We start from the raw sequence: 22,188 nt of genomic DNA on the forward strand, positions 1-22,188 counted from the left end.
CGGGAGGTGCCCGTGAGCGAGACACCCTTCGACGACGTTGATCCGCAGCAGGCGCCCGGACGGTCCGGGCGGGACGTTCCCGAAGGAGATCCCTGGGAGCGGTACGGCTGGATCATGGGAGCCATCTGGCTGGTGTTCCTCGCGTTCCCGATCGTCTCTTCCGTGCAGGCGGAGACCACGTGGGGGTGGCGGGTCGCCTCGGTCACGTCGATCGTGCTGTTCGCCGCGGTCTACGTCCAGTCCTTCATGCGGCTCGACACCTTCGAGACATGGAAGCAGGTTCATCGCTTCGGCATGCGTCGGCTGGCGATCCTCCTGGTGCTCTGTGCCGTCCCGGCCGTGGTCATCGAGGCCGCCGCCCTGGGGATGCTGCCCTTCATCGCCGCGTTCGCGATGTTCGGCCTGCGGCTCCCGGTCGCCCTCGCTGTCGGCGGCGCGACGCTGCTCGCCGCGGTGCTCGTCCCCGCGGCGATCGGCATGTACGGCGAGCTGTGGTTCTTCGGCCTCATCGTCGGTCTCGTCCTGGTCACCACCGGCCTGGTCCGTGTCCTGGACGAACGTGGTGCCGAGCACCGCGAGCTGTCCCGCCAGATGGACATCGTCTCGGAGCGGGAGCGGGTGGCTCGCGACGTCCACGACGTCCTCGGGCACAGCCTCACCGTCGTCACCGTGAAGTCCGAGCTGGCGCGCAGACTCATCGACGACGACCCCGAGCGCGCCAAGATCGAGCTGGACGACATCCACTCCCTCTCCCGGACGGCCCTCGCCGAGGTGCGGGCCACCGTCGCCGGGCTGAGGGTGGCCCGCATCGAGGACGAGCTCAAGGCCGCGTCGGTGGCTCTGTGCGGCGCGGGCATCGACGCCGACCTTCCTGACGATCACTCCGTCGTCGACCCACGACACCGGATCATCGTGGCGTGGGTGCTGCGCGAGGCCGTCACCAACGTCGTGCGACACAGCCGCGCAGGACGTTGCGAGGTTCGGCTCCAGTCGGCCGGCATCGTCGTCCAGGACGACGGCATCGGGCCCGGCGACCATGCGGACGGCAACGGACTGCGTGGCCTGCGCGAACGCGTCCAGGCATCCGGCGGCACCCTGCTCGTCGAGGAGCGCCCTGAGGGGTCTGGAACACGCCTGGAGGTGAGCTTGTGAGCACGAGCATCCGTCTGCTGCTGGCCGACGACCAGGCCCTCGTCCGTGGAGCCCTCGCAGCGCTGCTGCGGCTCGAGAAGGACCTGGACGTGGTGGCCGAGGTGGGTCGCGGCGACGAGGTGGTGGCTGCCGCACGCGAGCACGCGGTCGACGTGTGCCTGCTGGACATCGAGATGCCGGGGGCGGACGGCATCGAGGTGGCCGGCGCACTGGCATCCCAGGTCCCCGGTTGCCGGTCCCTCATGGTCACGACGTTCGGGCGGCCTGGATACCTGCGTCGTGCCCTGGAGGCCGGGGCGAGTGGGTTCGTCGTCAAGGACACCCCCGCCACGGAGCTGGCCGAGGCGGTACGCCGCGTGCATGCCGGGCTGCGGGTGGTCGATCCCGCGCTGGCGGCGGAGTCCATCGCCGGCGGCAGCAACCCGCTCACCGAACGCGAGCGCGACGTCCTGCGCGAGGCGTTCGACGGTGCGACGGTGGCCGACATCGCCTCACGTGTCCACCTCTCCACCGGGACGGTGCGCAACTACCTCTCCGCCGCCATCGGCAAGACCGGTACCAGCACGCGGGTGGAGGCGGCCAGGGTGGCCCGCAGCAACGGCTGGATCTGACGCGTTCGCCGGGCGTCGTCATGAGGCACCACGAGTTGCCCGCCGGACATGACGGATGTCACCTCCGATCCATGACATCCACCCATCTCGTACGGACGCCCAGGTGGCCGACGATGGCACCATGGCCGACCACAGCAAGCACGACGAGACCGGGGCAACCGTGACCGCTGACGCACCTGTCCAGCTGAGCGGACCCACGTCACTGCGCGAGAGGGCGCCCGCGCCGGACCTGGCTCGCGGCTTCATGCTGCTGCTGATCGCCCTCGCCAACACCCCCTTCTACCTCTACGGACGCGCCCACTCCGACGCGGGCTTCCACCCGCTGGACGGTTCGACGGCGGACCGCATCGTGCAGACGCTGATGATCACGGGCGTCGACATGCGGGTCTACCCGATGTTCGCGTTCCTCTTCGGCTACGGACTGATGATGATCCACCGACGCCAGGTGGAGCGCGGCGTGCCGGAGCGGGAGGCTTTCCGCCTGCTCCAACGGCGCAACCTGTGGCTGCTCGCGTTCGGGGCCGTGCACGCCCTGCTCCTGTGGGGCGGCGACGTCCTGGGCGCCTACGGCCTGTGCGGCCTGCTGCTCGTGGCCCTGTTCATCCGTCGCGCCGACCGCACCCTGCTGATCTGGGCCGCCGGAGCCACAGTCGTCCTGCTCGCGTTCGTCGCCCTGACGGTGCTCGGCGCCGCAGCCGTGCTCGCCGAGGGCGAGGCGGGCGACATCGGCGGAGGGATGCCGGAGTTCATGTACGCCAGCGCGTCGGAGGAGAACGTGCTGGCCGCTGCCGGGTACCGGATGATGATGTGGCCGTTCCTGGCGATTGTCTTCCAGGGGCCGATCGGCATGGTCGTCCCGGTCTCGATCCTGCTGGGCTTCTGGGCGGCACGCCGCCGCGTCCTGGAGCGTCCCGGCGACCACCTGCGGCTGCTGCGGGTGACCGCCGTGGTCGGGATCGCGATCGGCTGGGCGGCCGGTCTGCCGCACGCCCTCGCCCACATCGGCGTGATCGACGGCCTGGAGGATGTCATGTGGGCGTTCTCCCCCATCCAGATGGTCACCGGCCTGGCCTGTGGCGTCGGGTACGTCGCACTGTTCGGCCTGATCGGGCACCGTCTCAGGGGCCGCGCCCTCGGCTCGGCCGGCACCGCCGTCAGCGCGGTGGGCAAGCGATCGCTGTCGTGCTACCTCGCCCAGTCGGTGCTGTGCGCACCGGTGCTCGCCGGCTGGGGCTTCGGCCTCGGCGCGCACCTCGGCAGCGCGACGATGGCGCTCTACGCCGTCGGGGTGTGGCTGACCACCGTGGTCATCGCGACGATGCTGGACAGGGCCGGCCGCCCAGGGCCCGCCGACTCCCTCCTGCGACGCCTGAGCTACCGCTCGGCCTCCAGTGCCCGGCGATGACCGCCAGCGTCTGCGCGAGCGAGACCGGCGCGGACGAGGTCCGGGAGCCGTGCGAGCAGCACCCCTGACGGCATTCCCCGACCCTCCTTCGGCGCCCGCTGGATGAGTTCCGACGGGGTGACCTGTGCTCGGCTCAGAACGGGCGACGTCCAGTCCTGACGGTCTGGACGAGCGCGGAGCCAGGTGACCTCACCGGCGACCTGCGACGGATTTGACCGTCCGGCAGCGCTCGGTATGCGACGGCCGGTGCCATCACGTTGGTAGCCTGCAGCGGCGCGCCGTCACCGTGGGTGGCGGTGTACGCCCTACAGCATCCCTGAACACCTGAGCAGCGGAGGACAGCATGACTGTGGTCGTACCCGTGCGATATGAGACCTCGCCGACGGTCCGACTCCTCGACGTCGTGGCCAAGGCAGTCTTGGTCGTGCTCCTGCTGATGGCGGTACTCGACCCCGTGGGCAGCAACCTGCAGGACAAGGCGGCCGAGGCTCGCGCCATCGGCTACCCACTGCTGGCGTTCACCGTGCCCGTGATCTGGTGGCTGTTCTGGAAGGATCGGGCGTCCTTCCCCTGGGTGCCCGACCTGATGGTGACGATCACCTGTTTCACCGACATCCTGGGAAACCGGATGGATCTCTACGACCGGATCTCGTGGTTCGACAACTGGATGCACTTCCAGAACACCGGACTGCTCGCTGCCGCCTTCGTCCTGCTCACTCTGCACCACGCCGCCACCCGGGCACGGGTCATCGAGCGGGCACTCGCCGTCGGAGCGACGGGGGCGATCGCCTGGGAGATTGCCGAGTACTTCGCCTTCATCTCCGGACACAGCGAACGCCAGTTCGCCTACGTCGACACGCTCAGCGACCTGGGCTGGGGCGTCGCTGGGTCCTTCGTCGCCGCACTGGTGATCCACGGGCTGTGGCGGCGCGGCCAGCTCCGCGAGACCGCCCCACAGCTGAGGCCGATCGCCGAGGTGGGTTGAGACCTCGGCGCCTCCTATCTGGCGCCACTCACTTCGGGATCTGTGACCACTGCCATCCGAGGCAACAGTGCGGGACCTAAGGGGGCAGAGTGTTCAGTTCGAAGTAGCCACTCGCACCCGTCGTATCCGACCTGCTCCGTGAGCGAGTGCCTGTAGTTGTCCAGGCTGGTGCCCCGACCCCTTGGCAAAGGGTGGGCACCCCTGGCCATGGGGTGACACCCTTGAGCACCGTTGCTTGCGCCTATCTATGGCCTGCGGTAGACCCACTTCTTCCCAGTCCACCAACGCTCGCCGGGACCACCATCAGGATCGGGATACCAGCCCGCCACGGTCGGCCTTCCGGTGATCATGCCGTTCTGGTACTGGATGGCATTGTTCTGCTCGCGGAGAAGCTGGGCGTTCTGCTTGCCCGACTTGCGAGTGGCTTGCTTGGTGAGGCGAGCTGAGCGGGCGACACGTTCCTTGTCAGACAGGAAGTCGATGCCGCCGAAGGTGCAGGTGCTGAGGAACTTCCGTGTCATGCCCATCGGCGAACCGTAGCGGCCAGTGAGCGTGTTCACACTGAGAACACAAGAAAGCCCCGCCGACCTTCTCGGTCGGCAGGGGCTCTCAGGCTCTATCGCGTCAGCGCCTCAAGACAAATGCCGAGCATCTCGGCTTCGGCTTCACCAAGCTCTGTGGGTGTCGGCTCTCGTCGATCACAGGCGCCGAGGCACACAAGCCGAGTACCTGGCGACCATCGTCGGTGGTGCTGTGAACGACTGGCATGTCCCACTCGTCCCCAAGAGGCTCCCATTCAATGGCGAGCGCACCCGAGGGCGTCACGCCTCACCGGTACCGTGCTCGCGCCAAGTACCGGGACGTCGATAACAAGCTCCGAGACGTTGAGTGCTACGCCAAGACGAAGAAACGCGCCGAGGCCGACCTCGAGAGGGCGCTCAAGGATCACCAGGCAGCAGGCCGCGAAGACGGCGCGGACGGTGCTCTCATCCATCCTTGGTGAGGCCGTTCGCTTGCACGTGCTGGAGCACAACGCAGCGAGGGAAGTACGCCCGCCTCGCCCGGACCGACAGGCAGACCGCGTGACCGAACGCGCCGAGAGGATCGGCACAGATGGACGGGATAGAAGTGGAATGGGGACCAGTCCGAAGTTTGGATGGCCCCATTTTCGCTGTCATTCCAACGACAAAGCTCCCCCGACTGGATTCGAACCAGTAACCCTTCGTTCCAGTGGACGTGCAGAGCATGAGGACCCGTGAGGAACTGTGAGTCCCCAATCCCCCGCATTCCAACGATTACAAGGAGAGATGAGGGATCTGTTCATCGAACGAGGATGAATGCGGAGAGGCAAAGTGTGGGCCAAAGTGGTGACCAGATGGCCAGAGGTATTGAATCGCCGGACGAACCCAGAACGCCGCTCCCTGCTCATTGCGCGCCGAATAGTCCATCGAGCAGTTCTGATGAGTCGGGGGCAAGTGCCGGCTTGGCGACGTAGTGCGCCTGTGTGGTGGACGAGTGGGCGTGACCTAGCTGTGCCTGTGCTTGCTCGACACCGAACTCTCGATCCAGGATGGTCGCCACCGCCTTGCGGAACGATCGGAAAGTCACGGCCGGATCCACGTCCTGCGCTTCGCGGAACCGACGAAAGGCCCCGTGCACATTGTTCGTGGAGGGCCAAGTGGCATTGCGCGTCGGAAACACCGCGTCCAGGGGGTTCTCGCCCTGGTTGACCTTGCGACGCATCAGGGAGTCCACCAGGAAGTTGGGGATCAGTAGAGTGCGGTAGCCGCTCGCCGACTTCGGCTTGGGTTTGCGGTACGCGGTCTGCGCCTTGGTGGAGATGATGGTGCCGCGGATCGTGACCGTGCGCGCGTCCAGGTCTACGTCCTCCCACCGCAGTGCGAGAGCTTCACCAATGCGGCACCCGGTGCCGACGCAGACGTCCACGACATCGGGGAGGAGCCGTTGCGGACGCGGGCCGGACTTGTGGTTTCGCTCTAGGTCGTCGGCGTAGACACGGACCTTCTCGCGCAAGACTCGCAAGTCGTCCTCCGTGAGCGCTTCGACTTCCTTCTTCTCTGGTCGCCGGATGCCTCGAACAGAACGAACTGGATTGTGGGTGATGGCGTCGTGGGCGAGGCCGACGTCCAAGATCATCCCGAGGACCGTGCGCTGGATCTTTGCCTTAGACGGATGTGTCTCTGCGATTCCTCGCAGGTAGTTGCGGCACCTCGCCACCGTCATTTCTCCGACTGGTGCCTCACCGAGTTCCGATACGACTCGTTTGGCTTCGCGGGTGTAAGTGTGCTTCGTCGACTCCGAGAAGTCGCCGACCTCGACGTTCTCCAGCCACTCCTCCGCCAGGGCGGCGATGCTGGTCTGGGCAGTGACCGCCACGACCTCAGTGTCTGACTCTGGGGGAGGCTCAACGCGATCCTTAAGATGCTCTTCGAGGTTGGCCACGGCTTGCTTGCGTGTATCTCCTCGACGTTGGGCCTGTCGGCGAACGCCGTCGAGGTCGCAGACCCACGTGCGAGCGCGCCACCCACCGCGTCCGCGCTCATGCTTTGACGCTGAGATCTCGCCCCACTCGCCAGGTTCAAGCTTGATCTGGGGCATCAGACCGCTTCGCGGTGCTCATCCAGCCACCGCTGGACGTCTTCTGCGTCCCAGCGGAGCCGGCGTCCTACCTTGATCGCCGGCGGCGCCTGGTTACGGTCGCGCATCGAATAGACGGTCTTGACCGAAACGCCGAGCCAGTCGGCGACCTCGTCAATCGAGAGCAGCGTCCTCGACGCCGCCTCACTCGTCTTCGTCGCGCCTGTCATGTCCTCATTATTCGTCTGCATGGTCTCTCTGTGCCGGCGGGTCCAAACCAGTCCTCACTTTTCCTGCCCAGCGTCCGCGCTAGGGCCCTCAACGTTTGCCTGGCCGGACAGTTTCATACCTGAAGAGTCGCCTCCACGGCCGCCACCCTCGACGCCCTCACCACAGCGCGAGGTTGCCCGAACTTGTCGTCAACGCCGCCTCGATGCGCTCCGCGTCCCAGCCGTCGATGACCGCGGCCCGGAGCGTCCGTGAGCGCGCGGCACGCTCAGCCCTCCCCTGTCGCCCCATCCTTCTGCCGCCCATTCCTGCACGACCCCGGGTGACCATACGGCGCAAGTTGTCAGCCTGAGTGCCACCGGACAGGTGATCTCGTTGATCACCGGCTGCTCGGACGCAGATCGGGTTGTCGCACACCATGTGCTCCACCACCGGCACGCCGCTCAGATCGGCGCCGGTGGCCAGGGCGTACGCGACTCGGTGTGGACGGAGCACTCGCTCGCGGCCGGCACGCTGGGTCCAGAAGCGGCCGTAGGCGTCATCAGCAATCGCTCCGACCCAAATCCAGCAGTCCCTTTGACCTGGGCCCTTCACGACATGGGACCAGAAGCGGACCAACTCAGTCGCGGTGAGAACCGTCATGCCGAACGCCGCTCCTACGGGTCGTTCCAGATGCCGCCCCGTAATCTCTTCAAGGCTTCAGGATTGGTCGAGCGTGGTGGTGCACCCGAGACTGCCACCGGGTGCAGACAGTTTCCCTTGCCCCGCGTACCTACCGGGTATGGATCACGTCGCAACGCCCCGTCAGCCCAACGGTCTCCCGTCCGGAGGTCAGTGGGCCTCGCAAGCCCACGCCGATGACGACGTCACCCTCGCCGAAGAAGGCGACCGGTGGTGCGTCTGGTGCGAAGAAGGCGACCTGACGTGTGAGGCCTGCTTCAACGGCAAGGACATCTGCATCGAGTGCTGCCCCTGCTGTGACTGATCAGGGGCTATGGCCGTCCGCGGCAGCGAGCTCCGCGTTCACCGCAAGCAGAGCCAGGGCACGAGCCCGGTCGTCGTAGCGGCCCACCAGCTCGTCGCGGTACTGGTGCATCGCCTCGACGTCGTCGTGCCCCGCGGCGGGATGGCTGGAGGAGAACTCGGCGTAGGACACCATCGCCAACCGGCTGGGGAGCTCACGGAAGTCGGTGACCCGGCCACCGTCGATCACCATTTCGTTGTCACGGTTCTCGTCGAACGCGTCGATCTCGTCGATGTCACGCTGGATCCCCGCGAGGGACTCGGCCAGCTCTGCCCGCCGGTCGGCCGACAGATGGGGAAGGGCTTGGTCGAGGTCGCGCCGGCCCGCTTCTGAGTGCATGTCGATCGATCGCACGCGATCGACCAGAGATCGAGCGAGGCGCGCTCTGCTCTTGCGCTCGGTCTCGGCGAGGAACGACTGGTGGATCGCTTCGCGCTCCTGCGGGTCAGGCGTGCCGTCCAGCCGGCGCTGGAGTGCGACGAGAAAGTCGTCGCTCCAGAGGCCGTCGGGGATCTCGTCGGCGAAACGGCGGCCCGCTCGTGGAGTCGGCTCGGTCAGGTCGAGCTCGTCGTCGGCGTGTGGCTGGATGCCGAACCGGCCGTCGTGTTGCCGGGCTGCTTCGCGGGCTGTGTGGGCGCTCATACCTGTCAGGTACGCGGGGCCGGGAATCCCTCTGTGCAGAGTCGACTCGGCGCCGCCTACCTAGAAGTCATGGACGACGTTCCGACTGGATTCGACGCACTCGGCGTGATCGCCGCGGCAACGTGGCATGCAGGTCAGCAGGCCGCCACGCCAATCCTCGTCGTCGCCGTGCTTGCTCTGGTTGCAGCCTGGTGTCACCGCCAGACCACAGGCGCGCCGGACAATCGCAAGCTGGAGGCGGCTGCAGCGGCACCCGTCATGGCCGGGCCCTGGCCGAGAGAGACCGACAGGTCAGGTCCCGGGGTGGTCTCCGACTACGGAATTGATGTACCGACCGCGCGGCCCGACATCTTCGCCCCCACCGAGGTGCGATGTTCGCACGGGACGGAGGTCGTGCTCGTGGCAGAGCGACCCCGTCAGCTCGGACATCCTGAGGATGCGCCGACCCGGTTTACCGTGTGCGTCTTCCGCTTCGACGCCGACCGCAACCTCACCTGGAGCAAGGCAGGGGCGACAGACCTCTTCGGGCACCTGGATGAACCGGCCACCGCGTCCCGTATGGCTCGTGAGGCTCAGCAGTATGTCGAGATGCATCGGTGACCTCGACTCCTGGGCGAAGGACTATCCGAGGTTGCTTCGCACCTTGGCCAGGTCGATTCTCGTCAGATCACCGCGGTCGCCCGGCAGTGGTTCGGCGAACCGCTGCCACTCATCGGAGTCGTCCCGAAGGTCTGAGGCCATCTGGCGGATGTCCTCGAGTGACTCGTGGTCTGAGGTGTCGAAGTCAGCGACCACCTCGCCGCGGTCGTTGGTCAATGAACGCGCTTCCTTGTGTGGACCTTGGTCGCTGTCCTCGACCATCAGGTAGCGGGCGCGAGGATCCACGGTGCGTGCTGAGTCCGCGATGATGGTCAGGGCTTGGCGGTCGAGCTGCGCCGTGGTGGCGAAGTACGTCCTCATCGTCCGCTCGCGGCGTTGGAAAGGGTCTTCGGCATCGAGCGCGCGGAGGGCGGCGAGCTGGCGATCGAACGTCCGCACGTCGGCTCGGGTCTCCGCCAGAGCTTCGTCGTACTCGTTCTCGGAGTCGAAGCCGACCGGTCCGTGTTGCTCGAGCGAGTCGAGCCTGGCTGATGCGTCGTCGAGGGCGCCGGTGAAGGCGTGGATCAGGAAGGGTCGTTCGCTCTCGGTGACCCCCTCGAGGCACGCGCGCAAGGCAAGGACTGGCTGTGCCGGGGTATCCAGGGAGTCGAGCTCGTCGTCGGCGTGGGCCTGTGTTCCGAACTTGCCGTCGCCGAGACGGGCGGTTTCGCGGGCGGTCTCCGCTGCGGTGGTGGTCATGCTTGCTAGGTACGCGGGGCGGCGTGAAGGACTGCTGTCACCTGCGCTCCCGAATAAGGCCAGCGAGATGTCGGCGTCGTGGCCGAGCCTGGTGCACATGAGCAGGACGTACACCACCTTCTGGCGCCGGCACCTCGTCGGCTCATTGGCGTGCGCTCTGACGGATCAGCGACCCAACCGCATCGGCGCCATGAAGCCGGGAGACCGTTCCAGCGAAGCAGTCATGTAGACACACTCGACTCGTGCCTCATGGCCGCCTGCTGGGACACCCGCCCGCAGGCGGTTTCTCTTTGCCCGGTCGAGCGAACTCGACGCGATGCCGCGTACAGAGACAGAAGCACCGCAACTGAACAGAGGGGCGTAGCTTAACTGGCTAGAGCGTCGGTCTCCAAAACCGAAGGATGCAGGTTCGACTCCTGCCGTCTCTGCGAATCGTGGATGGTCCCACGGGCACCGGACCCATGGTCGGTCGAAGGACTAGCCGGAATGGCACCGGGCTAACGCTCACAAGGCCGTGGGGTCCCACTCCCGACCTACCGACGGCTGGACAGAGCCAGCCACAGCCGATGGTGATCACCAGCGGCGGTACGACACGGCAGAGAGACGTACGGGGTACCCAAACGGGCGACTCTCATCCGGATGGTCCGGCGTGACCGTGATCGATGCAGACACGCCGAGCACGGCGGCCTCGACAGAGCTGATCTCGTACGCGACCCCGAACGGGTGGTTTCCAATGCTGCGAACACCACGCTCGGTGAGCAGTGCGTCGAGTTCCTCCTGCACACAGAAGTAGTCGGGGGCGTCGTGGTTCGCAATGGAACCCACTCGCTCACCGTTCTCCCCGATCGCCCCGACCGGCTCCAGGAACTCCGCGATGGACCAACCGGCGTACGGTCCAGAATCGACGACGAAGTCAGTGGCGAGGTAGAAGTTGTCTCCTTGACGTCGAGGATGCAGCCAAGCCCGCACGGTGGTCGCTTCGTAGATCCCAGCGGGCGGAGGAGGAGGGTCTTGGCCAAGCCGGCTGCAGATTTCGCGGACCTCAACCGGGGTGAGGAAGTGAGTCCCTTCCCACGTGATGCCTCGAAGGGCCGACTCGAACTCATTGCACTCGGGGTGAGCCGGACCGAGGTAGTCACGCGGGCCGCGCGTGTGGTCATGCGCCAGATGCCAAGGTGCGCCAGGTGAGATGTGCCGCGACTCGGACACGCAGATCGTCTCCATGCACTGGCCGCCGTGAGCGCGAAGCGCCGGCTCGTACTTCGCCCTCTCCATCTGGTGCGGCTCACCGTAGAGCTGCTCGGAAGTGAACCCGTGGAATACCGGGTAAGGCGGGATCTCCGGCTCTTCCCCGCCGTCACCATCCCGTGTATCGAACCATGCAAGCACTGCGATGACGGGAAACGCGATGATCATCGAGACCCAGTAGGCCAGCGTGAGAAGTATCGGGGATCCGATGAAGAGGAAGCCAAGCCCGAACACAATCCCGCCATCGGTCTCGTAACCGATGATCGGCATCCTCCCGCCCACGAAGGCGATCCAGGTGCACCAAAGGATCCACACCACCGACGCACCACCTGTGAGGAGACCGATCCCGTTAGCGATCAACTCGCCCGCGCCAGTCTTGCCCTTGTTCATGAGCGGAATCATGGCACCGGCCGGCCCGGGACCGGGCAGAATCAGGAAAAGTGCACCCTCACCTTTGTGGGCGGGAGGTGACGGCGAACCCATCGGCCGCCGCGAGTACACGAGCAGGTGTGCAGGGTTCATCGAAGTACAACGTGTGAACGGCGACTTGAGTAGCATTCCTGCCATGGAGTCACGCCGGGCGATGCAGTCGGAAAGGGTTGGCGTTGTCAAGGCTGACTGAACTTCTGAGACAAGCACGCAAGGCCGACCCTCAGCTCGGCGCCGACCTCGAAGCGGAGATCAGCGCACTCACCAAGCGTCGCACCTTCGGCCTCGTCTTCGAACAACACCAACCTGAAGCTGTCGAGCTGCCAGGCAGAGCAGTGCGCCGGGGTGACAAGGTGCGCGTGCTGCCGTCCCGCGGAACATCACACGCCGCAGACCAGCGGCTCTGGCGGGTGACACGCATCGAGCGCGCCGACGGGCAGCGGAGGGCCCATCTCACAGAACTGGGTGCCGAGGAGTCGGAGACCCAGTTTGCGCTGGCCGACGACCTCGTGGTGGTGGCGGAGTTCAACGACCGCATCTACCCCGGTCTGATCGAAACAGGGCGGGTCGAACGAGGCGGTCCTGACAAGCCCTTCCACACGGTCATCAACGCGGAGAACTACCACGCACTGGAGATGCTGACCTACACCCACCGGCACTCTGTCGACGCTATCTACATCGACCCCCGTACAACACCGGCGCGAAGGACTGGAAGTACAACAACAACTACGTCGAAGGCGACGACGACTACCGCCACTCAAAATGGCTGGCGTTCATGGAACGACGACTGATGATCGCACGGGAACTGCTAAACCCTGATGACTCAGTCCTCATCGTCACGATTGATGAGCATGAGGTGCACCGGCTCCGACTACTGCTTGAACAGACCTTTCCGGAGGCCTATATCCAGATGATCACGATCGTGATCAACCCCAAGGGGGTGGCGCAAGGGCGCTTCGCGCGTGTCGAGGAGTACGCGCTGTACTGCTTCTTCGGCGACGCGGGGGTCCACGCGACTGAAGACGACTTGCTTTCGGATGGCGGTACCCAGCGGAACATTCGATTCTGGAAGGGCTTGCTGCGTGCAGGCACCAACGCCAGCCCTTCAGATGGTCTTGGCATGGCCTACCCGATCTTCGTTGACCCCGAGTTGGGGCGCGTCGTAAGCCTTGGACGGACACTTCGAGAACGGATCTCTTCCGGAGAAGTGAAGGGTGACCCCAACAGGTGGTTGCCCGGCAACCGAGAGGCATCTGAAACGCCCGATGGACTGGTCGCAGTCTGGCCGCTCCGCCGTGACGGAACCCTCGGAGTTTGGCAGGCGATACCAGAAACACTGCTTTCACTTCTCCAGAGGGGCCTTGTGAAGTCCGTCCTTAGACCAGAGGGCTGGGCGATCAGCTATGTCCCCAACGGCGTCAGATCAAAGATTGACCGTGGTGAAGTGGCAATCTCTGGCTATGACGAGCAATCAGGGACCGCCCTTCTCGTCATGCAACGCGATCTAGCCCGAGCGAAAACGGTCTGGAAGCGTGCGCGTCACGATGCAGGCTGGCATGGCTCGGTCGTCCTTCGAAAACTGCTAAACGCCCGTGTCTCGTGCTTATCCGCTTGAGTGCAGTAACCTGATTTCGTGTCCGCGCAGTGGCCAGTGGGAGGCGTCGACTACCCCCGCACGTATCAGGAGTTCGGGTCCTGGTTCGGCAATGATGCGGACTGCCGTGAGTATCTGGCCACTCTGCGGTGGCCGACGGGGTTTGAGTGCCCGCGGTGTGGTCACGAGCAGTGCTGGATCACCGGTCGCGGACTGCGGATGTGCCGCGCGTGCGCGGTGAAGACCTCGGTCACTGCCGGCACGATCTTCCACCGCTCCCACACGCCGTTGTCGACCTGGTTCGCCGCGATCTGGATGATCACCTCGCAGAAGAACGGTGTCTCGGCGCAGGGTTTGCAGGATGCTCTGGGGTTCGGCTCCTATGAGACTGCCTGGGCCTGGCTGCACAAGCTGCGACGCGCGATGGTCAGGCCTGGGCGTGACTTGCTGGGAGGCACGGATCGCCAGGGGCGACCAGTCGGCGTCGAGCTGGATCAGAGCTTCCTCGGCGGCAGAACTCCCTGGAAACCAGGCAGCGGCAGCGCCAAGGTGCCCATCACGATCGCCGTCGAACGCACCGCGGCGGGTCGTCTAGGTAGGGCTCGCCTCGAGGTCGCCAGCCGACCCGGGAGCAAGGACATGGTCGATTTCGCGCGCGAGGTGATCACCCCAGGCACGATGATCCACACCGACGGAGCCGCTGCTTTCCTCAGCCTTCCCAGGCTGGGATACGGACACCAGGTGAGCCCGAGCACTCAGAACAGTCTTCGCGTTGAGAACATCGACGCGGTCACTCCCGGACCCCACCTCGTCTCCTCGCTGCTGAAGCGATGGACAGCCGGCACCCTGCATCACAACCTCAGTCGCCGACATCTGCCCTACTACCTCGATGAGTTCACGTTCCGCTTCAATCGGCGCAACTCCAGAGCCCGCGGCATGCTCTTCTACCGACTCCTGCAGCAGGCCGTCGAGACCGATCCCCACCCCCTGAAAGACCTCACGGGAGGCTGAGAATCATCTACTGCACTCAAGCGGATAAGCACGCCGTGTCTTTGATTTCCCAAAGTCGCTCTATGCGACACGCGACGCGTTGGAGCCTGTTTTGGTGCACAAGAAGGATGCAGTGGTTCTCGACTTCTTCTCCGGATCCGGAACGACGGCCCATGCGGTTGCAATGCTCAACCGTGCAGACGGGGGCCGTCGTCGCTCGATCTCAGTCACAAACAATGAGCTTTCCGCCGCCGAGCAACCCCGTCTCCGTGAGGTTGGACTTCGTCCTGGGGATGAAGAGTGGGAAGCGAATGGCATATTCCACAACGTCACCAAACCTCGAATCCATGCGGCGTTCACCGGTCTCCGCCCCGACGGGCACCCAGTGGAACTGGAGTACGAGGACGGCAGTCACGCATCAGATGGATTCGCGGAGAACGCCAGATTCTTCACGCTGACGTACGAGGCCCCGCTGACGGTGCGTCACCACCGAGCATTCGAGCGGGTCGCGCCAATGTTGTGGCTTCGAGCAGGGTCCCGTGGCCGGATCATCCGCGACCTGGGCAAATCCGGCTGGGACGTTGCCGAGACCTACGCGGTGCTCGAGAACTTGGACCAAGCCGACGAGTTCACGGCTGCCCTGGCACAGAGTGAGGGAGTCAGGCTTGCGTTCATCGTCACTGACGACGACAGCGCCTTCCAGATGGTGTGTCGAGACCTTCCCAGCGACGTCGTCCCGGTCCGTCTCTACGAGTCCTACCTTCAGAACTTCGAGATCAACACGGGGCGGAGCCAGTAGATGCGTTACACGCTGAAGGACTACCAGGCAGAAGCCGTCCGTGACGTCCTGCGGAATCTCGAGCGCGCCCGCGACTCATACCACCGCTACGGCGCGCTCTCGCAGTTCTCCCTCACGGCCACCACCGGTGCAGGAAAGACCGTCATGGCTGCAGCAGTCATCGAAGCGCTCTTCTTCGGCAACGACGAGTTCGACGTGGCCCCTGACCCAGGTGCAGTCGTGTTGTGGTTCTCCGACGACCCGGCACTCAACGAACAGTCGCGAGCACGCATCCAGGCGGCTGCAAGCGAGCTGGACTCACGACTGCGCGTCGTCCCCACCACCTTCTCCGACCCTTCGTTCCGACCAGGCAACGTCTACTTCCTCAACACCCAGAAGCTGAGCAAGAACTCCCGCCTGGTCAAGGGCGCCCCCGGATCCACCCTGGGGACCACCCTGCCCGGACTGGAGCCCCGTCCCGACGAGGTGCAGTCATCGATCTACGACACGATCACGAACACACTCGCCAACGAGGACCTCACCCTCTATCTCGTCCTGGACGAGGCTCACCGTGGCATGGGCACGCGCGCAAGTGACCGCAGCACCATCGTGCAGCGGCTAATCAACGGCAACGGCACGGTGCCTCCCATGCCGACGGTCTTCGGCATCTCGGCCACCGTCGAACGCTTCGAGATGGCAATGAAGGATGCCAGAGGACGTGACGCGCTCCCATCAGTACAAGTCGATTCCTCGCTCGTCCAAGCCTCAGGTCTGCTGAAGGACGACATCACACTTTCGATCCCTGCCGAAGACGGTGCGTTCGAGACCGTGCTTCTGACCAAGGCCGTCGAGAAGGTCAAGGCATCCTCAGCTGCCTGGCATGAGTACGCGCTGGAGCAGGGCGATACCGAGATCGTTCACCCGTTGCTCGTCGTGCAGGTCGGGGACAAGCCGTCGCAGGAGACGCTCGCACGCACTCTCGACACGATTTATGCCGCCTGGCCCGCGCTGGGACAAGATGCTGTGGCAAACGTCTTCGGTGAATACAGAGGCACCACGCACCCGGACATCACCATCGGCCAGCAGGTCGTTCCCTACATCAAGCCTCAACGGGTCCAGGACGCATCGCACGTGCGCGTGCTCCTGGCCAAGAGTGCGATATCCACCGGGTGGGACTGTCCACGAGCCGAAGTCCTCGTCTCCTTCCGGCCCGCCAAGGATCGAACCCACATCACACAGCTGCTCGGACGGATGATCCGCACACCCTTGGCGCGACGCATCCCCGGCAACGAGCTCTTGAACTCAGTCGACTGCCTCCTGCCCCTGTTTGACCGGAAGACCGCAACCGGCGTCGCCGAGCTGTTGATGAAGGGCGCCACGAGCAAAGATGCAGACCAAGGCGAGGACGCAGGTGGCGGACTGGGCCGCCGCGTCCTCTTCGACCCGATCCCTCTCCACCCCAACCCTGAAATCGAGCCCACCGTGTGGGAGCGTCTGGCGAGCGTCCCTTCAGTGACGATCCCGAAGAAGAACGTCAAACCCATCCGCCGGCTCACAGCACTGGCGGCGGCAATGTCCAAGGACCAGCTCGTGGAGAACGCCGTCGACAAGGCCTCCCAGCATCTTCACGCTGCCCTAGATGGCCGAGCGGTGCAGTACAAGGAGAAAGTCGCCAAAGCCCGCGAAGACGTCATCACCATGGAAGGTGAAGAGGTGCGCGGGCGGATTGGAGGAGGACTCTCCTACACGTCCTTCTCAGTCAGTGCTGACCCGCGAGCCATTGAGGACTACTACCGTTCTGCTTCCCGTGTGCTCAGCCCAGCATTGTGCTCCTCCTACGTGGATCACCTCGTCGGACCCGAAGGTGACGAAGACGATCTGGTCGAAGCGCACATCACCGTTGCCTCGCTGGGTCGGGTGCCGGAGATCGGCCAGGCCGTAGAAGAAGAAGCTGATGCGCTCGCGCGACAGTGGCTGTCCCAGACACGCGTCGCGCGCAAGGGGATCGCCGACGAGCGGCAAGCCGAGTACGATGCGCTCGAGGCGATGTCCACGACACCGGAACCGATCAACCTCACAGCTCCGAAAACAGCGCAGAGCGACACCAAGGTGCGCCACCCAGACGGCACCGAGGAAGAACTGCCCACACGCACGATGCACCTCATGGCCGCAGCCGACGGTACGGTCCCGATCAACCTCAACGAGTGGGAGCGCAAGGTTCTCGATTCCGAGGCTGGTCAACCTGGGTTCAAGGGCTGGTACCGCAACCCCGATCGCGCCGCGAAAGAGTCGCTGGCGGTCGCGTACAAGGACGAGGTGGGTGCCTGGAAGGCACTCCGGCCTGACTTCATCTTCTTTGGAACCGCGCACGACGGACAGGTGGTTGTCGACCTGGTGGACCCGCATGGCCACCACCTCTCCGATGCCTTGCCGAAACTGCGTGGGCTCGCCGACTTCGCTGAACGGTTCGCACGCGACTTCCGCCGTATCGAGTCCGTGGCTGAGACCGGCGGGTCGCTGCGTGTCCTTGACATCACCAAGCCGCACGTCCGCCAGTCCATCCGCGAGGCGCGTAGCGCTAAGGCCCTGTATGAGTCGGATCTCGCCGGCGACTACTGATCCGTTACAGGGCGCAGGATGTCGGGCGCGGCTGCCAGGATCGGCGGATGGAGACCGCGGCCATAGTTCGACTCCTCGACGACGCGCACGAGTCCCTGCGCGCGGTGAACCATTCACGACTGGGCGGCGATCCAGTCCCGGCTCCTGAGGCCTACGAGATTCTCGGAACGATCTGGCAAGTACCGGCATCTGCCAGGACCCTCCTGGACCGGCTCACGCGGGCGATCGAGCGATCCACTGCGGCGTTCGACCTTGAGGAGGTGGGCGGGTCTGACCCGGTCGCATCCATAGCTACAGCTAGCGAGCAACTGCGAGTCGCCTCAGGGTCCTTGGAACAGGCTGTCCAAGCGATCAATCGAGCCCAGGACGCTATAGCAGGACAACGCACAGTGCCGTCGTCGCCAGAATCGTGACCCCTCCCCCGCTCCTCTAGCTCAGGTGGACAGAGCGCCGGCATCCGGAGCCGGAGGTCCCGGGTTCGAGCCCTGCGAGGAGCACCGACAGGCGCCAGTGGGTGTGTCCGCGCGACGGGCACGAGGGACGTCTCGCACACCTCGTGCGGGACGCCGCCTGGACACCGTCGCGGAACAGTGCCGAGCCCCGGTCGTCTAGCGGCCCAGGACACCTGCCTTTCAAGCAGGGAAGCGCCGGTTCGAATCCGGTCCGGGGTACCTAGCCAGGTGCAGCTCAGCGGCAGAGCAGCTCCCGTATCGACCAGCATCACCCTTCCGGGGCAACAGCAGGGCGGTCCCGCCTGCGCTGCACAACGGGCCACTCGCCGCGCAAGCACATGGGGAGATGCGCCGCCTTGGTAGTGCGGAGGCATCCGGTTCGACTCCCTGGCGAGGCACCAAGTCAGATCCGGCGAACCGAGATCATCCTCCACCCGTCCGGGATCTTGGCCTCAGCCGCACTGTAAGCATCGTCGTACGTTTCGCCGGACACGACAACCGTGTCCATCGCGAGGTCGTAGCCGCCACGATGGTCCGGCGGGGTTTGCTGCATATGGGTCTCGATCGTCACTGGCATCGCCGAGGAGTGTACGGGCGACCACCGACACTCCCGACGCATCCGAAGCACCATGCGGATGTGCGGCCGACTTGTAATCGGCAGGTCGCCGATTCGATCCCGGCCGGGCACACCATCTCTGGTCTCGCTCTGTCCGGAACGGCCACACGACCGGAAGCGATAGGAGAGGCAGATGAGCGCCGATCTAGTGCTGAACGCCAGCTACGAGCCGCTGCACCGTGTCTCTATGGAGCACGCCATCCGGATGCTGGTTCGCATGGTTGCTGTGGTCGAGGAGGTCCGCGAGGGACAGACCTTCGGGCCGTGGCCGCGTCCGAAGGGGCTGCGCCTGGTCCGGTACTTGGTGATGCGCTGGAGGTACCGCCATACACCGACTTGCACGAAAGAGGCGGTCAAGGCGCGCGATCGAATGTGCGCATACTGCTTGGATCCGGCAGAGACGATCGATCACCTGATTCCCCGTTCCCGCGGCGGACTGGTCACGTGGACGAACACCGTCGCCGCCTGCCGTGGCTGCAACCACCGCAAGGGCAATCGGACGCCGGCCGAGGCGGGCATGCGCCTGTTGATCACGCCGGTGGCGCCGAGCTGAACCAGTTGAGCAGTATTTGTCGGAACTCCGTTCGCTGGTCAACGGAGCAGTCTACTGCGGATCCGATGCCTGATCTGATCGGTGACGTACCTGTTCGCCTTGGCTGCGACGCTGGCGGCCTCGCGGTCCGGTTCGCCGAAGTCATACAGCTCGGTCACGCCGTAGACGATGCTCTCGTGGTTGCCGTGGCGGTCGAATGTCTGGTCATAGACGGCGTAGTCGGTGTGGGTTGGCCGCTCGGACGCGGGTGGCCAAGGTTTGGCGACCATGTACACGACGCCAGTGGAACCGCAGTTGCGGTCCATCAGGGTCGCCTCGAATGCCCTGGCATCTACCCTCGAGGCGCTGACGAGATCGACTTTCTGGCCACCGGGGAGCCGGACTCTTCCGTTTCCGAGGTAGCCGTGGGTGTCGATCGCGATCCATGGTCCTCGTTGGCGGTACAAGTGCTCGCGACTGTGCGCGTCGAATGCCTTCTCGACGCGCACAGCGACGTCCGCCAGCGCGGGATCATCCGCTGTCCTCTTCCAGCGACCGTTGAGGTGGACGTCGACGCCGCTGACCTCCACACCCCGTTCATCCTGGCCCAGCTCCAAGCGAATACAGGTGGCCTCCGGTTGTCTCAGTCCGAGATCTCTGCGCAGGTCGATGATGCTTCGGCGTACGACCCTGTCGGTCAGGGCCTCTCGTTCGGCGACGAGGTCCGACAGGACCTCATCGTCGGAGAGGGACTCGAGTTCGTCTGAGACACGGTTGCTCGGTGCGTACTGTCCGCCGGCTGGGGTGCCCTTCGCTTGGCGCGCGGGGATGTGAGTGCTCATGTCAGCTAGGTACGCGGGGCCCAACTCAGTCGGATCTGCCTCCTAGGCTTGCGCGTATGGGCCCAGGTGCGTTGTCGTCGCGGATCGACCGGGCTCTACGGTCGACGACAGCGGTCGTGACGGTCGTGGTGGCGCTGTGCTCGGCCGCGTTGTCCTACTCCGGGCTGTATCGGCTCTCGATCGACGCAGGCGTCGATCCGACGCTGGCGCTGCTCGTGCCTTTGTGCATCGACGGGCTCATCGTCGTGGGCGCCATGACCACGCTGCACGCGACGATCTGCGAGCAGAACACGGCTTACGGGTGGATGATGACCGGTATCGGCGTGGTGCTGAGCGTCTACGGCAACGCCGCTAGCGTCACCACCGGGACCGGATGGGAGCTGTGGCAGGCCCGCACGGTGCACGCGATCGCCCCGATCAGCCTGGCGCTGTGTATCGAGGGCTTCATGATGATCGTGCGTCGACGCGCCGGTGACCTGATTGCCGAGGAGAAGGAGCGACTGCGTCGGGAGGCATCTGCGGCCCGGCGAAGCGCCCCCAATGGCAAGGCTCGTAGGAACGGCAAGACGAAGAGCGAGCCACTGTCGGAGGCAGTCCTCGCCGAGGCACGACGGATGCAGGAGCAAGGCAAGTCGTTCGGTCAGATCGCCGCCGAGCTCCCGCAGCGATCACGGACCGGTTGGCACCGCATCCTCACCAGTTGACACCTCCTGTGCACAAACCCGGGCACGCCTGGTCTGCATCGACGATGATGCCCATGGACACCGGCGAATCGGATCAGGGCAGGAGAGTCGTGGACACGAGCAGAGCGCCCCTCGGCGAACGGGCTTGGCAGGGAATACTCGACCATGTCGTCGCCGTAGGCGATGGGGCCGAGGCGCACTACCTGGAGATCAAGAGCGCCCTCGACTTCACCTACAAGCCAGACCTGGCGAAGGTAGTGAAGTTCCTGCTCGGCGCGGCCAATCGGCAGCCCACGACGGCGGGGAAGCACTTCGGTGGCCACGCCGTGCTTGTCGTCGGCGCTGCGAAGGGTGGGGCCACCGGCATCCCTCGGGGCACCGAGCAGCACGAGCTTGAGAACAAGCTCCGCCCCTACCTGGGATCGGGAGCACGGCAGTTCGAGTTCGGCCGGCTCCCCGTCGACGACAACGAGGTCCTATTCATCCTCGCGCCACCGCCGGAAGACGGCGACCCGATCTACACCTGCCGGAAGGATCTTCAAGTCGAAGCTGGCAGTCCGAAGGACCGCGACGTTCTCGAGGACGGTGCGATCTACGTCCGCGCGTCCGCCAGCACCCGCAAGGCCAAGTCCGGGGAGATCGATGCTCTCGTTGAACGGGCACGCGGCGGCACGAAGCCACCGATCGAACTCGAGATCGAGGTGCTCGGGCACGTCAGCTGCCTGCGACACATCGACGAGACGCTGGACTACCTCTACCGGCAGGCCGAGGACAACTTCCTGGGGATGATGCTGGAGGAAGGCCGGTCGACTTCTACAACGTCGTTCATGCTGCCCAGGCCGCTGGGTCAGCCAACGTATTCAGCGACTCGCGAGGAACTTCTCAATAACTGGCGAAACAAGAAGGCAGAGTACGTTGCGCGCGGCCGCGAGCACTTCCTGGGAGCCGCGCTCGCCGGAGCCGGAATCGCCGTCATCAGCCACGACCGGCAGATCCCCAAGCCACACCTGGCGGTCACCTTCCACAACTGCGAGGTCGTCGACCACGTGGACGTGGACGCCGCCGACTACGTCGAAGTCGTGGAGCCCATCACCCCTCGCTACACCGGCATCATCGGCGACATGGCGCTGCGGAGCTTCCAGCCTGCCCGTCCCGACGACCCGGTGAGCTGGGCACCTCGCGGAGACGACGTCGAGGTCACCCTGACACCTGACTCGTTTCGCCCGAACAGGCCATGGACGAGCGACCTCGACGACTACGTCATCCTGGCTCGAGACGTCGAAGCCACATTCGTCGAGGTCACCTGGGCACTGACCGAGGAGGGCAGCGACGACACCACGACGGGCGAGTTCCGGGTGCCGACGACCGACCGCGGTGACGCTGCCGCGCTGTTCAACCGCATCTTCCTCGACAACGACTGAA

At 65.1% G+C, this 22,188-nt stretch carries 21 protein-coding genes, 3 tRNA genes and 1 pseudogene; 16 read left to right on the forward strand and 9 right to left on the reverse strand.

Features of this window, described 5'->3' with window-relative positions:
• Positions 1 to 12: 12 nt before the first annotated feature.
• The 4 genes from ACEVFP_RS13915 to ACEVFP_RS13930 all read left to right on the forward strand — a co-directional run bounded on the left by ACEVFP_RS13915 (position 13) and on the right by ACEVFP_RS13930 (position 4,153).
• Positions 13 to 1,152, forward strand: coding sequence for a sensor histidine kinase (locus ACEVFP_RS13915; protein WP_375000057.1), 1,140 nt, complete (start codon positions 13 to 15; stop codon positions 1,150 to 1,152).
• Positions 1,149 to 1,763: a response regulator transcription factor gene (locus ACEVFP_RS13920; RefSeq protein WP_375000058.1), complete on the forward strand. Its 615-nt coding sequence runs from the start codon at positions 1,149 to 1,151 to the stop codon at positions 1,761 to 1,763. Before ACEVFP_RS13915 ends, ACEVFP_RS13920 begins: the two co-directional genes overlap by 4 nt.
• A gap of 121 nt (positions 1,764 to 1,884) precedes the next feature.
• Complete coding sequence (locus ACEVFP_RS13925; RefSeq protein ID WP_375000059.1) at positions 1,885 to 3,168, forward strand: DUF418 domain-containing protein; 1,284 nt, start codon at positions 1,885 to 1,887, stop codon at positions 3,166 to 3,168.
• 343 nt (positions 3,169 to 3,511) lie between these two features.
• Complete coding sequence (locus ACEVFP_RS13930; protein ID WP_375000060.1) at positions 3,512 to 4,153, forward strand: hypothetical protein; 642 nt, start codon at positions 3,512 to 3,514, stop codon at positions 4,151 to 4,153.
• 245 nt (positions 4,154 to 4,398) lie between these two features.
• Here the strand turns inward: ACEVFP_RS13930 and ACEVFP_RS13935 are convergent, their stop codons facing one another.
• The 5 genes from ACEVFP_RS13935 to ACEVFP_RS13955 form a co-directional block, all read right to left on the reverse strand.
• Positions 4,399 to 4,713 carry a DUF2510 domain-containing protein gene (locus ACEVFP_RS13935; RefSeq protein WP_375000061.1) on the reverse strand — a complete coding sequence of 105 codons (315 nt, stop codon included), beginning with the start codon at positions 4,711 to 4,713 and terminating at the stop codon, positions 4,399 to 4,401.
• An 865-nt stretch (positions 4,714 to 5,578) separates the two neighbouring features.
• A complete protein-coding gene (locus ACEVFP_RS13940) occupies positions 5,579 to 6,772 on the reverse strand; it encodes a tyrosine-type recombinase/integrase (protein WP_375000062.1) in 1,194 nt (397 codons plus the stop codon).
• Positions 6,772 to 6,981 (reverse strand): helix-turn-helix transcriptional regulator, encoded by a 210-nt coding sequence (locus tag ACEVFP_RS13945; protein WP_375000063.1) that lies wholly within the window; start codon positions 6,979 to 6,981, stop codon positions 6,772 to 6,774. Before ACEVFP_RS13945 ends, ACEVFP_RS13940 begins: the two co-directional genes overlap by 1 nt.
• A gap of 157 nt (positions 6,982 to 7,138) precedes the next feature.
• The gene (locus tag ACEVFP_RS13950; protein ID WP_375000064.1) at positions 7,139 to 7,621 is read right to left on the reverse strand and encodes a hypothetical protein; all 483 of its coding nucleotides are present in this window, start codon (positions 7,619 to 7,621) and stop codon (positions 7,139 to 7,141) included.
• Positions 7,622 to 7,964: 343 nt separating this feature from the next.
• Complete coding sequence (locus ACEVFP_RS13955) at positions 7,965 to 8,645, reverse strand: hypothetical protein (protein ID WP_375000065.1); 681 nt, start codon at positions 8,643 to 8,645, stop codon at positions 7,965 to 7,967.
• A gap of 69 nt (positions 8,646 to 8,714) precedes the next feature.
• On the opposite strand from ACEVFP_RS13955, the gene ACEVFP_RS13960 reads away from it, so the two are divergent.
• Positions 8,715 to 9,245 (forward strand): hypothetical protein, encoded by a 531-nt coding sequence (locus ACEVFP_RS13960; RefSeq protein WP_375000066.1) that lies wholly within the window; start codon positions 8,715 to 8,717, stop codon positions 9,243 to 9,245.
• Positions 9,246 to 9,266: 21 nt separating this feature from the next.
• Here the strand turns inward: ACEVFP_RS13960 and ACEVFP_RS13965 are convergent, their stop codons facing one another.
• Entirely contained in the window at positions 9,267 to 10,097 is an 831-nt protein-coding gene (locus ACEVFP_RS13965) for a hypothetical protein (protein ID WP_375000067.1), read from the reverse strand.
• Between the two features lie 240 nt (positions 10,098 to 10,337).
• Between ACEVFP_RS13965 and ACEVFP_RS13970 the strand changes: the two genes are divergently transcribed.
• Positions 10,338 to 10,411 (forward strand) — tRNA-Trp (locus tag ACEVFP_RS13970).
• Between the two features lie 145 nt (positions 10,412 to 10,556).
• Here the strand turns inward: ACEVFP_RS13970 and ACEVFP_RS13975 are convergent.
• A complete protein-coding gene (locus ACEVFP_RS13975) occupies positions 10,557 to 11,621 on the reverse strand; it encodes a hypothetical protein (RefSeq protein WP_375000068.1) in 1,065 nt (354 codons plus the stop codon).
• A gap of 215 nt (positions 11,622 to 11,836) precedes the next feature.
• Between ACEVFP_RS13975 and ACEVFP_RS13980 the strand changes: the two genes are divergently transcribed.
• The 7 genes and pseudogenes from ACEVFP_RS13980 to ACEVFP_RS14010 all read left to right on the forward strand — a co-directional run bounded on the left by ACEVFP_RS13980 (position 11,837) and on the right by ACEVFP_RS14010 (position 18,312).
• A complete protein-coding gene (locus ACEVFP_RS13980; protein ID WP_375000069.1) occupies positions 11,837 to 12,451 on the forward strand; it encodes a hypothetical protein in 615 nt (204 codons plus the stop codon).
• Positions 12,400 to 13,275: pseudogene (locus tag ACEVFP_RS13985) on the forward strand (hypothetical protein); the annotation flags it as partial. The gene ACEVFP_RS13980 and the pseudogene ACEVFP_RS13985, both read left to right, overlap by 52 nt.
• A 36-nt stretch (positions 13,276 to 13,311) precedes the next feature.
• Positions 13,312 to 14,265 (forward strand): IS1595 family transposase, encoded by a 954-nt coding sequence (locus tag ACEVFP_RS13990; RefSeq protein ID WP_375003842.1) that lies wholly within the window; start codon positions 13,312 to 13,314, stop codon positions 14,263 to 14,265.
• A gap of 94 nt (positions 14,266 to 14,359) precedes the next feature.
• The gene (locus ACEVFP_RS13995; RefSeq protein WP_375000070.1) at positions 14,360 to 15,043 is read left to right on the forward strand and encodes a DNA methyltransferase; all 684 of its coding nucleotides are present in this window, start codon (positions 14,360 to 14,362) and stop codon (positions 15,041 to 15,043) included.
• A complete protein-coding gene (locus ACEVFP_RS14000; protein WP_375000071.1) occupies positions 15,044 to 17,641 on the forward strand; it encodes a DEAD/DEAH box helicase in 2,598 nt (865 codons plus the stop codon).
• Positions 17,642 to 18,064: 423 nt separating this feature from the next.
• Positions 18,065 to 18,138: transfer RNA gene (locus ACEVFP_RS14005), tRNA-Arg, on the forward strand.
• 100 nt (positions 18,139 to 18,238) lie between these two features.
• Positions 18,239 to 18,312, forward strand: a tRNA-Glu gene (locus ACEVFP_RS14010).
• Positions 18,313 to 18,496: 184 nt separating this feature from the next.
• On the opposite strand, the gene ACEVFP_RS14015 is transcribed toward ACEVFP_RS14010, so the two are convergent.
• Complete coding sequence (locus ACEVFP_RS14015) at positions 18,497 to 18,670, reverse strand: hypothetical protein (RefSeq protein WP_375000072.1); 174 nt, start codon at positions 18,668 to 18,670, stop codon at positions 18,497 to 18,499.
• 172 nt (positions 18,671 to 18,842) lie between these two features.
• Here ACEVFP_RS14015 and ACEVFP_RS14020 point away from each other — a divergent pair, with 172 nt between their 5' ends.
• Positions 18,843 to 19,262: an HNH endonuclease gene (locus tag ACEVFP_RS14020; protein WP_375000073.1), complete on the forward strand. Its 420-nt coding sequence runs from the start codon at positions 18,843 to 18,845 to the stop codon at positions 19,260 to 19,262.
• A 38-nt stretch (positions 19,263 to 19,300) separates the two neighbouring features.
• Here the strand turns inward: ACEVFP_RS14020 and ACEVFP_RS14025 are convergent, their stop codons facing one another.
• Positions 19,301 to 20,083: a hypothetical protein gene (locus ACEVFP_RS14025; RefSeq protein ID WP_375000074.1), complete on the reverse strand. Its 783-nt coding sequence runs from the start codon at positions 20,081 to 20,083 to the stop codon at positions 19,301 to 19,303.
• Between the two features lie 56 nt (positions 20,084 to 20,139).
• On the opposite strand from ACEVFP_RS14025, the gene ACEVFP_RS14030 reads away from it, so the two are divergent.
• Both ACEVFP_RS14030 and ACEVFP_RS14035 read left to right on the forward strand, forming a co-directional pair.
• Positions 20,140 to 20,787, forward strand: a complete 648-nt coding sequence (locus tag ACEVFP_RS14030) for a DUF2637 domain-containing protein (protein WP_375000075.1) — start codon at positions 20,140 to 20,142, stop codon at positions 20,785 to 20,787.
• 89 nt (positions 20,788 to 20,876) lie between these two features.
• Positions 20,877 to 22,187 carry a hypothetical protein gene (locus ACEVFP_RS14035; RefSeq protein WP_375000076.1) on the forward strand — a complete coding sequence of 437 codons (1,311 nt, stop codon included), beginning with the start codon at positions 20,877 to 20,879 and terminating at the stop codon, positions 22,185 to 22,187.
• Position 22,188 lies beyond the last annotated feature (1 nt).

This window comes from Aeromicrobium sp. CTD01-1L150, assembly GCF_041951745.1.
In the GTDB taxonomy this organism is placed as follows: Bacteria; Actinomycetota; Actinomycetes; order Propionibacteriales; family Nocardioidaceae; genus Aeromicrobium.

What these genes read in the sequence shown, in the direction of transcription:
- ACEVFP_RS13955 (WP_375000065.1), bottom strand. Translation starts at nt 8,645, where the DNA reads ATGAGCGCCCACACAGCCCGCGAAGCAGCCCGGCAACACGACGGCCGG.
- ACEVFP_RS14000 (WP_375000071.1), top strand. Translation starts at nt 15,044, where the DNA reads ATGCGTTACACGCTGAAGGACTACCAGGCAGAAGCCGTCCGTGACGTC.
- ACEVFP_RS13940 (WP_375000062.1), bottom strand. Translation starts at nt 6,772, where the DNA reads ATGCCCCAGATCAAGCTTGAACCTGGCGAGTGGGGCGAGATCTCAGCG.
- ACEVFP_RS14025 (WP_375000074.1), bottom strand. Translation starts at nt 20,083, where the DNA reads ATGAGCACTCACATCCCCGCGCGCCAAGCGAAGGGCACCCCAGCCGGC.
- ACEVFP_RS14030 (WP_375000075.1), top strand. Translation starts at nt 20,140, where the DNA reads ATGGGCCCAGGTGCGTTGTCGTCGCGGATCGACCGGGCTCTACGGTCG.
- ACEVFP_RS13945 (WP_375000063.1), bottom strand. Translation starts at nt 6,981, where the DNA reads ATGACAGGCGCGACGAAGACGAGTGAGGCGGCGTCGAGGACGCTGCTC.
- ACEVFP_RS13960 (WP_375000066.1), top strand. Translation starts at nt 8,715, where the DNA reads ATGGACGACGTTCCGACTGGATTCGACGCACTCGGCGTGATCGCCGCG.
- ACEVFP_RS13925 (WP_375000059.1), top strand. Translation starts at nt 1,885, where the DNA reads ATGGCCGACCACAGCAAGCACGACGAGACCGGGGCAACCGTGACCGCT.
- ACEVFP_RS14020 (WP_375000073.1), top strand. Translation starts at nt 18,843, where the DNA reads ATGAGCGCCGATCTAGTGCTGAACGCCAGCTACGAGCCGCTGCACCGT.
- ACEVFP_RS13930 (WP_375000060.1), top strand. Translation starts at nt 3,512, where the DNA reads ATGACTGTGGTCGTACCCGTGCGATATGAGACCTCGCCGACGGTCCGA.
- ACEVFP_RS13975 (WP_375000068.1), bottom strand. Translation starts at nt 11,621, where the DNA reads ATGAACAAGGGCAAGACTGGCGCGGGCGAGTTGATCGCTAACGGGATC.
- ACEVFP_RS13950 (WP_375000064.1), bottom strand. Translation starts at nt 7,621, where the DNA reads ATGACGGTTCTCACCGCGACTGAGTTGGTCCGCTTCTGGTCCCATGTC.
- ACEVFP_RS14015 (WP_375000072.1), bottom strand. Translation starts at nt 18,670, where the DNA reads ATGCCAGTGACGATCGAGACCCATATGCAGCAAACCCCGCCGGACCAT.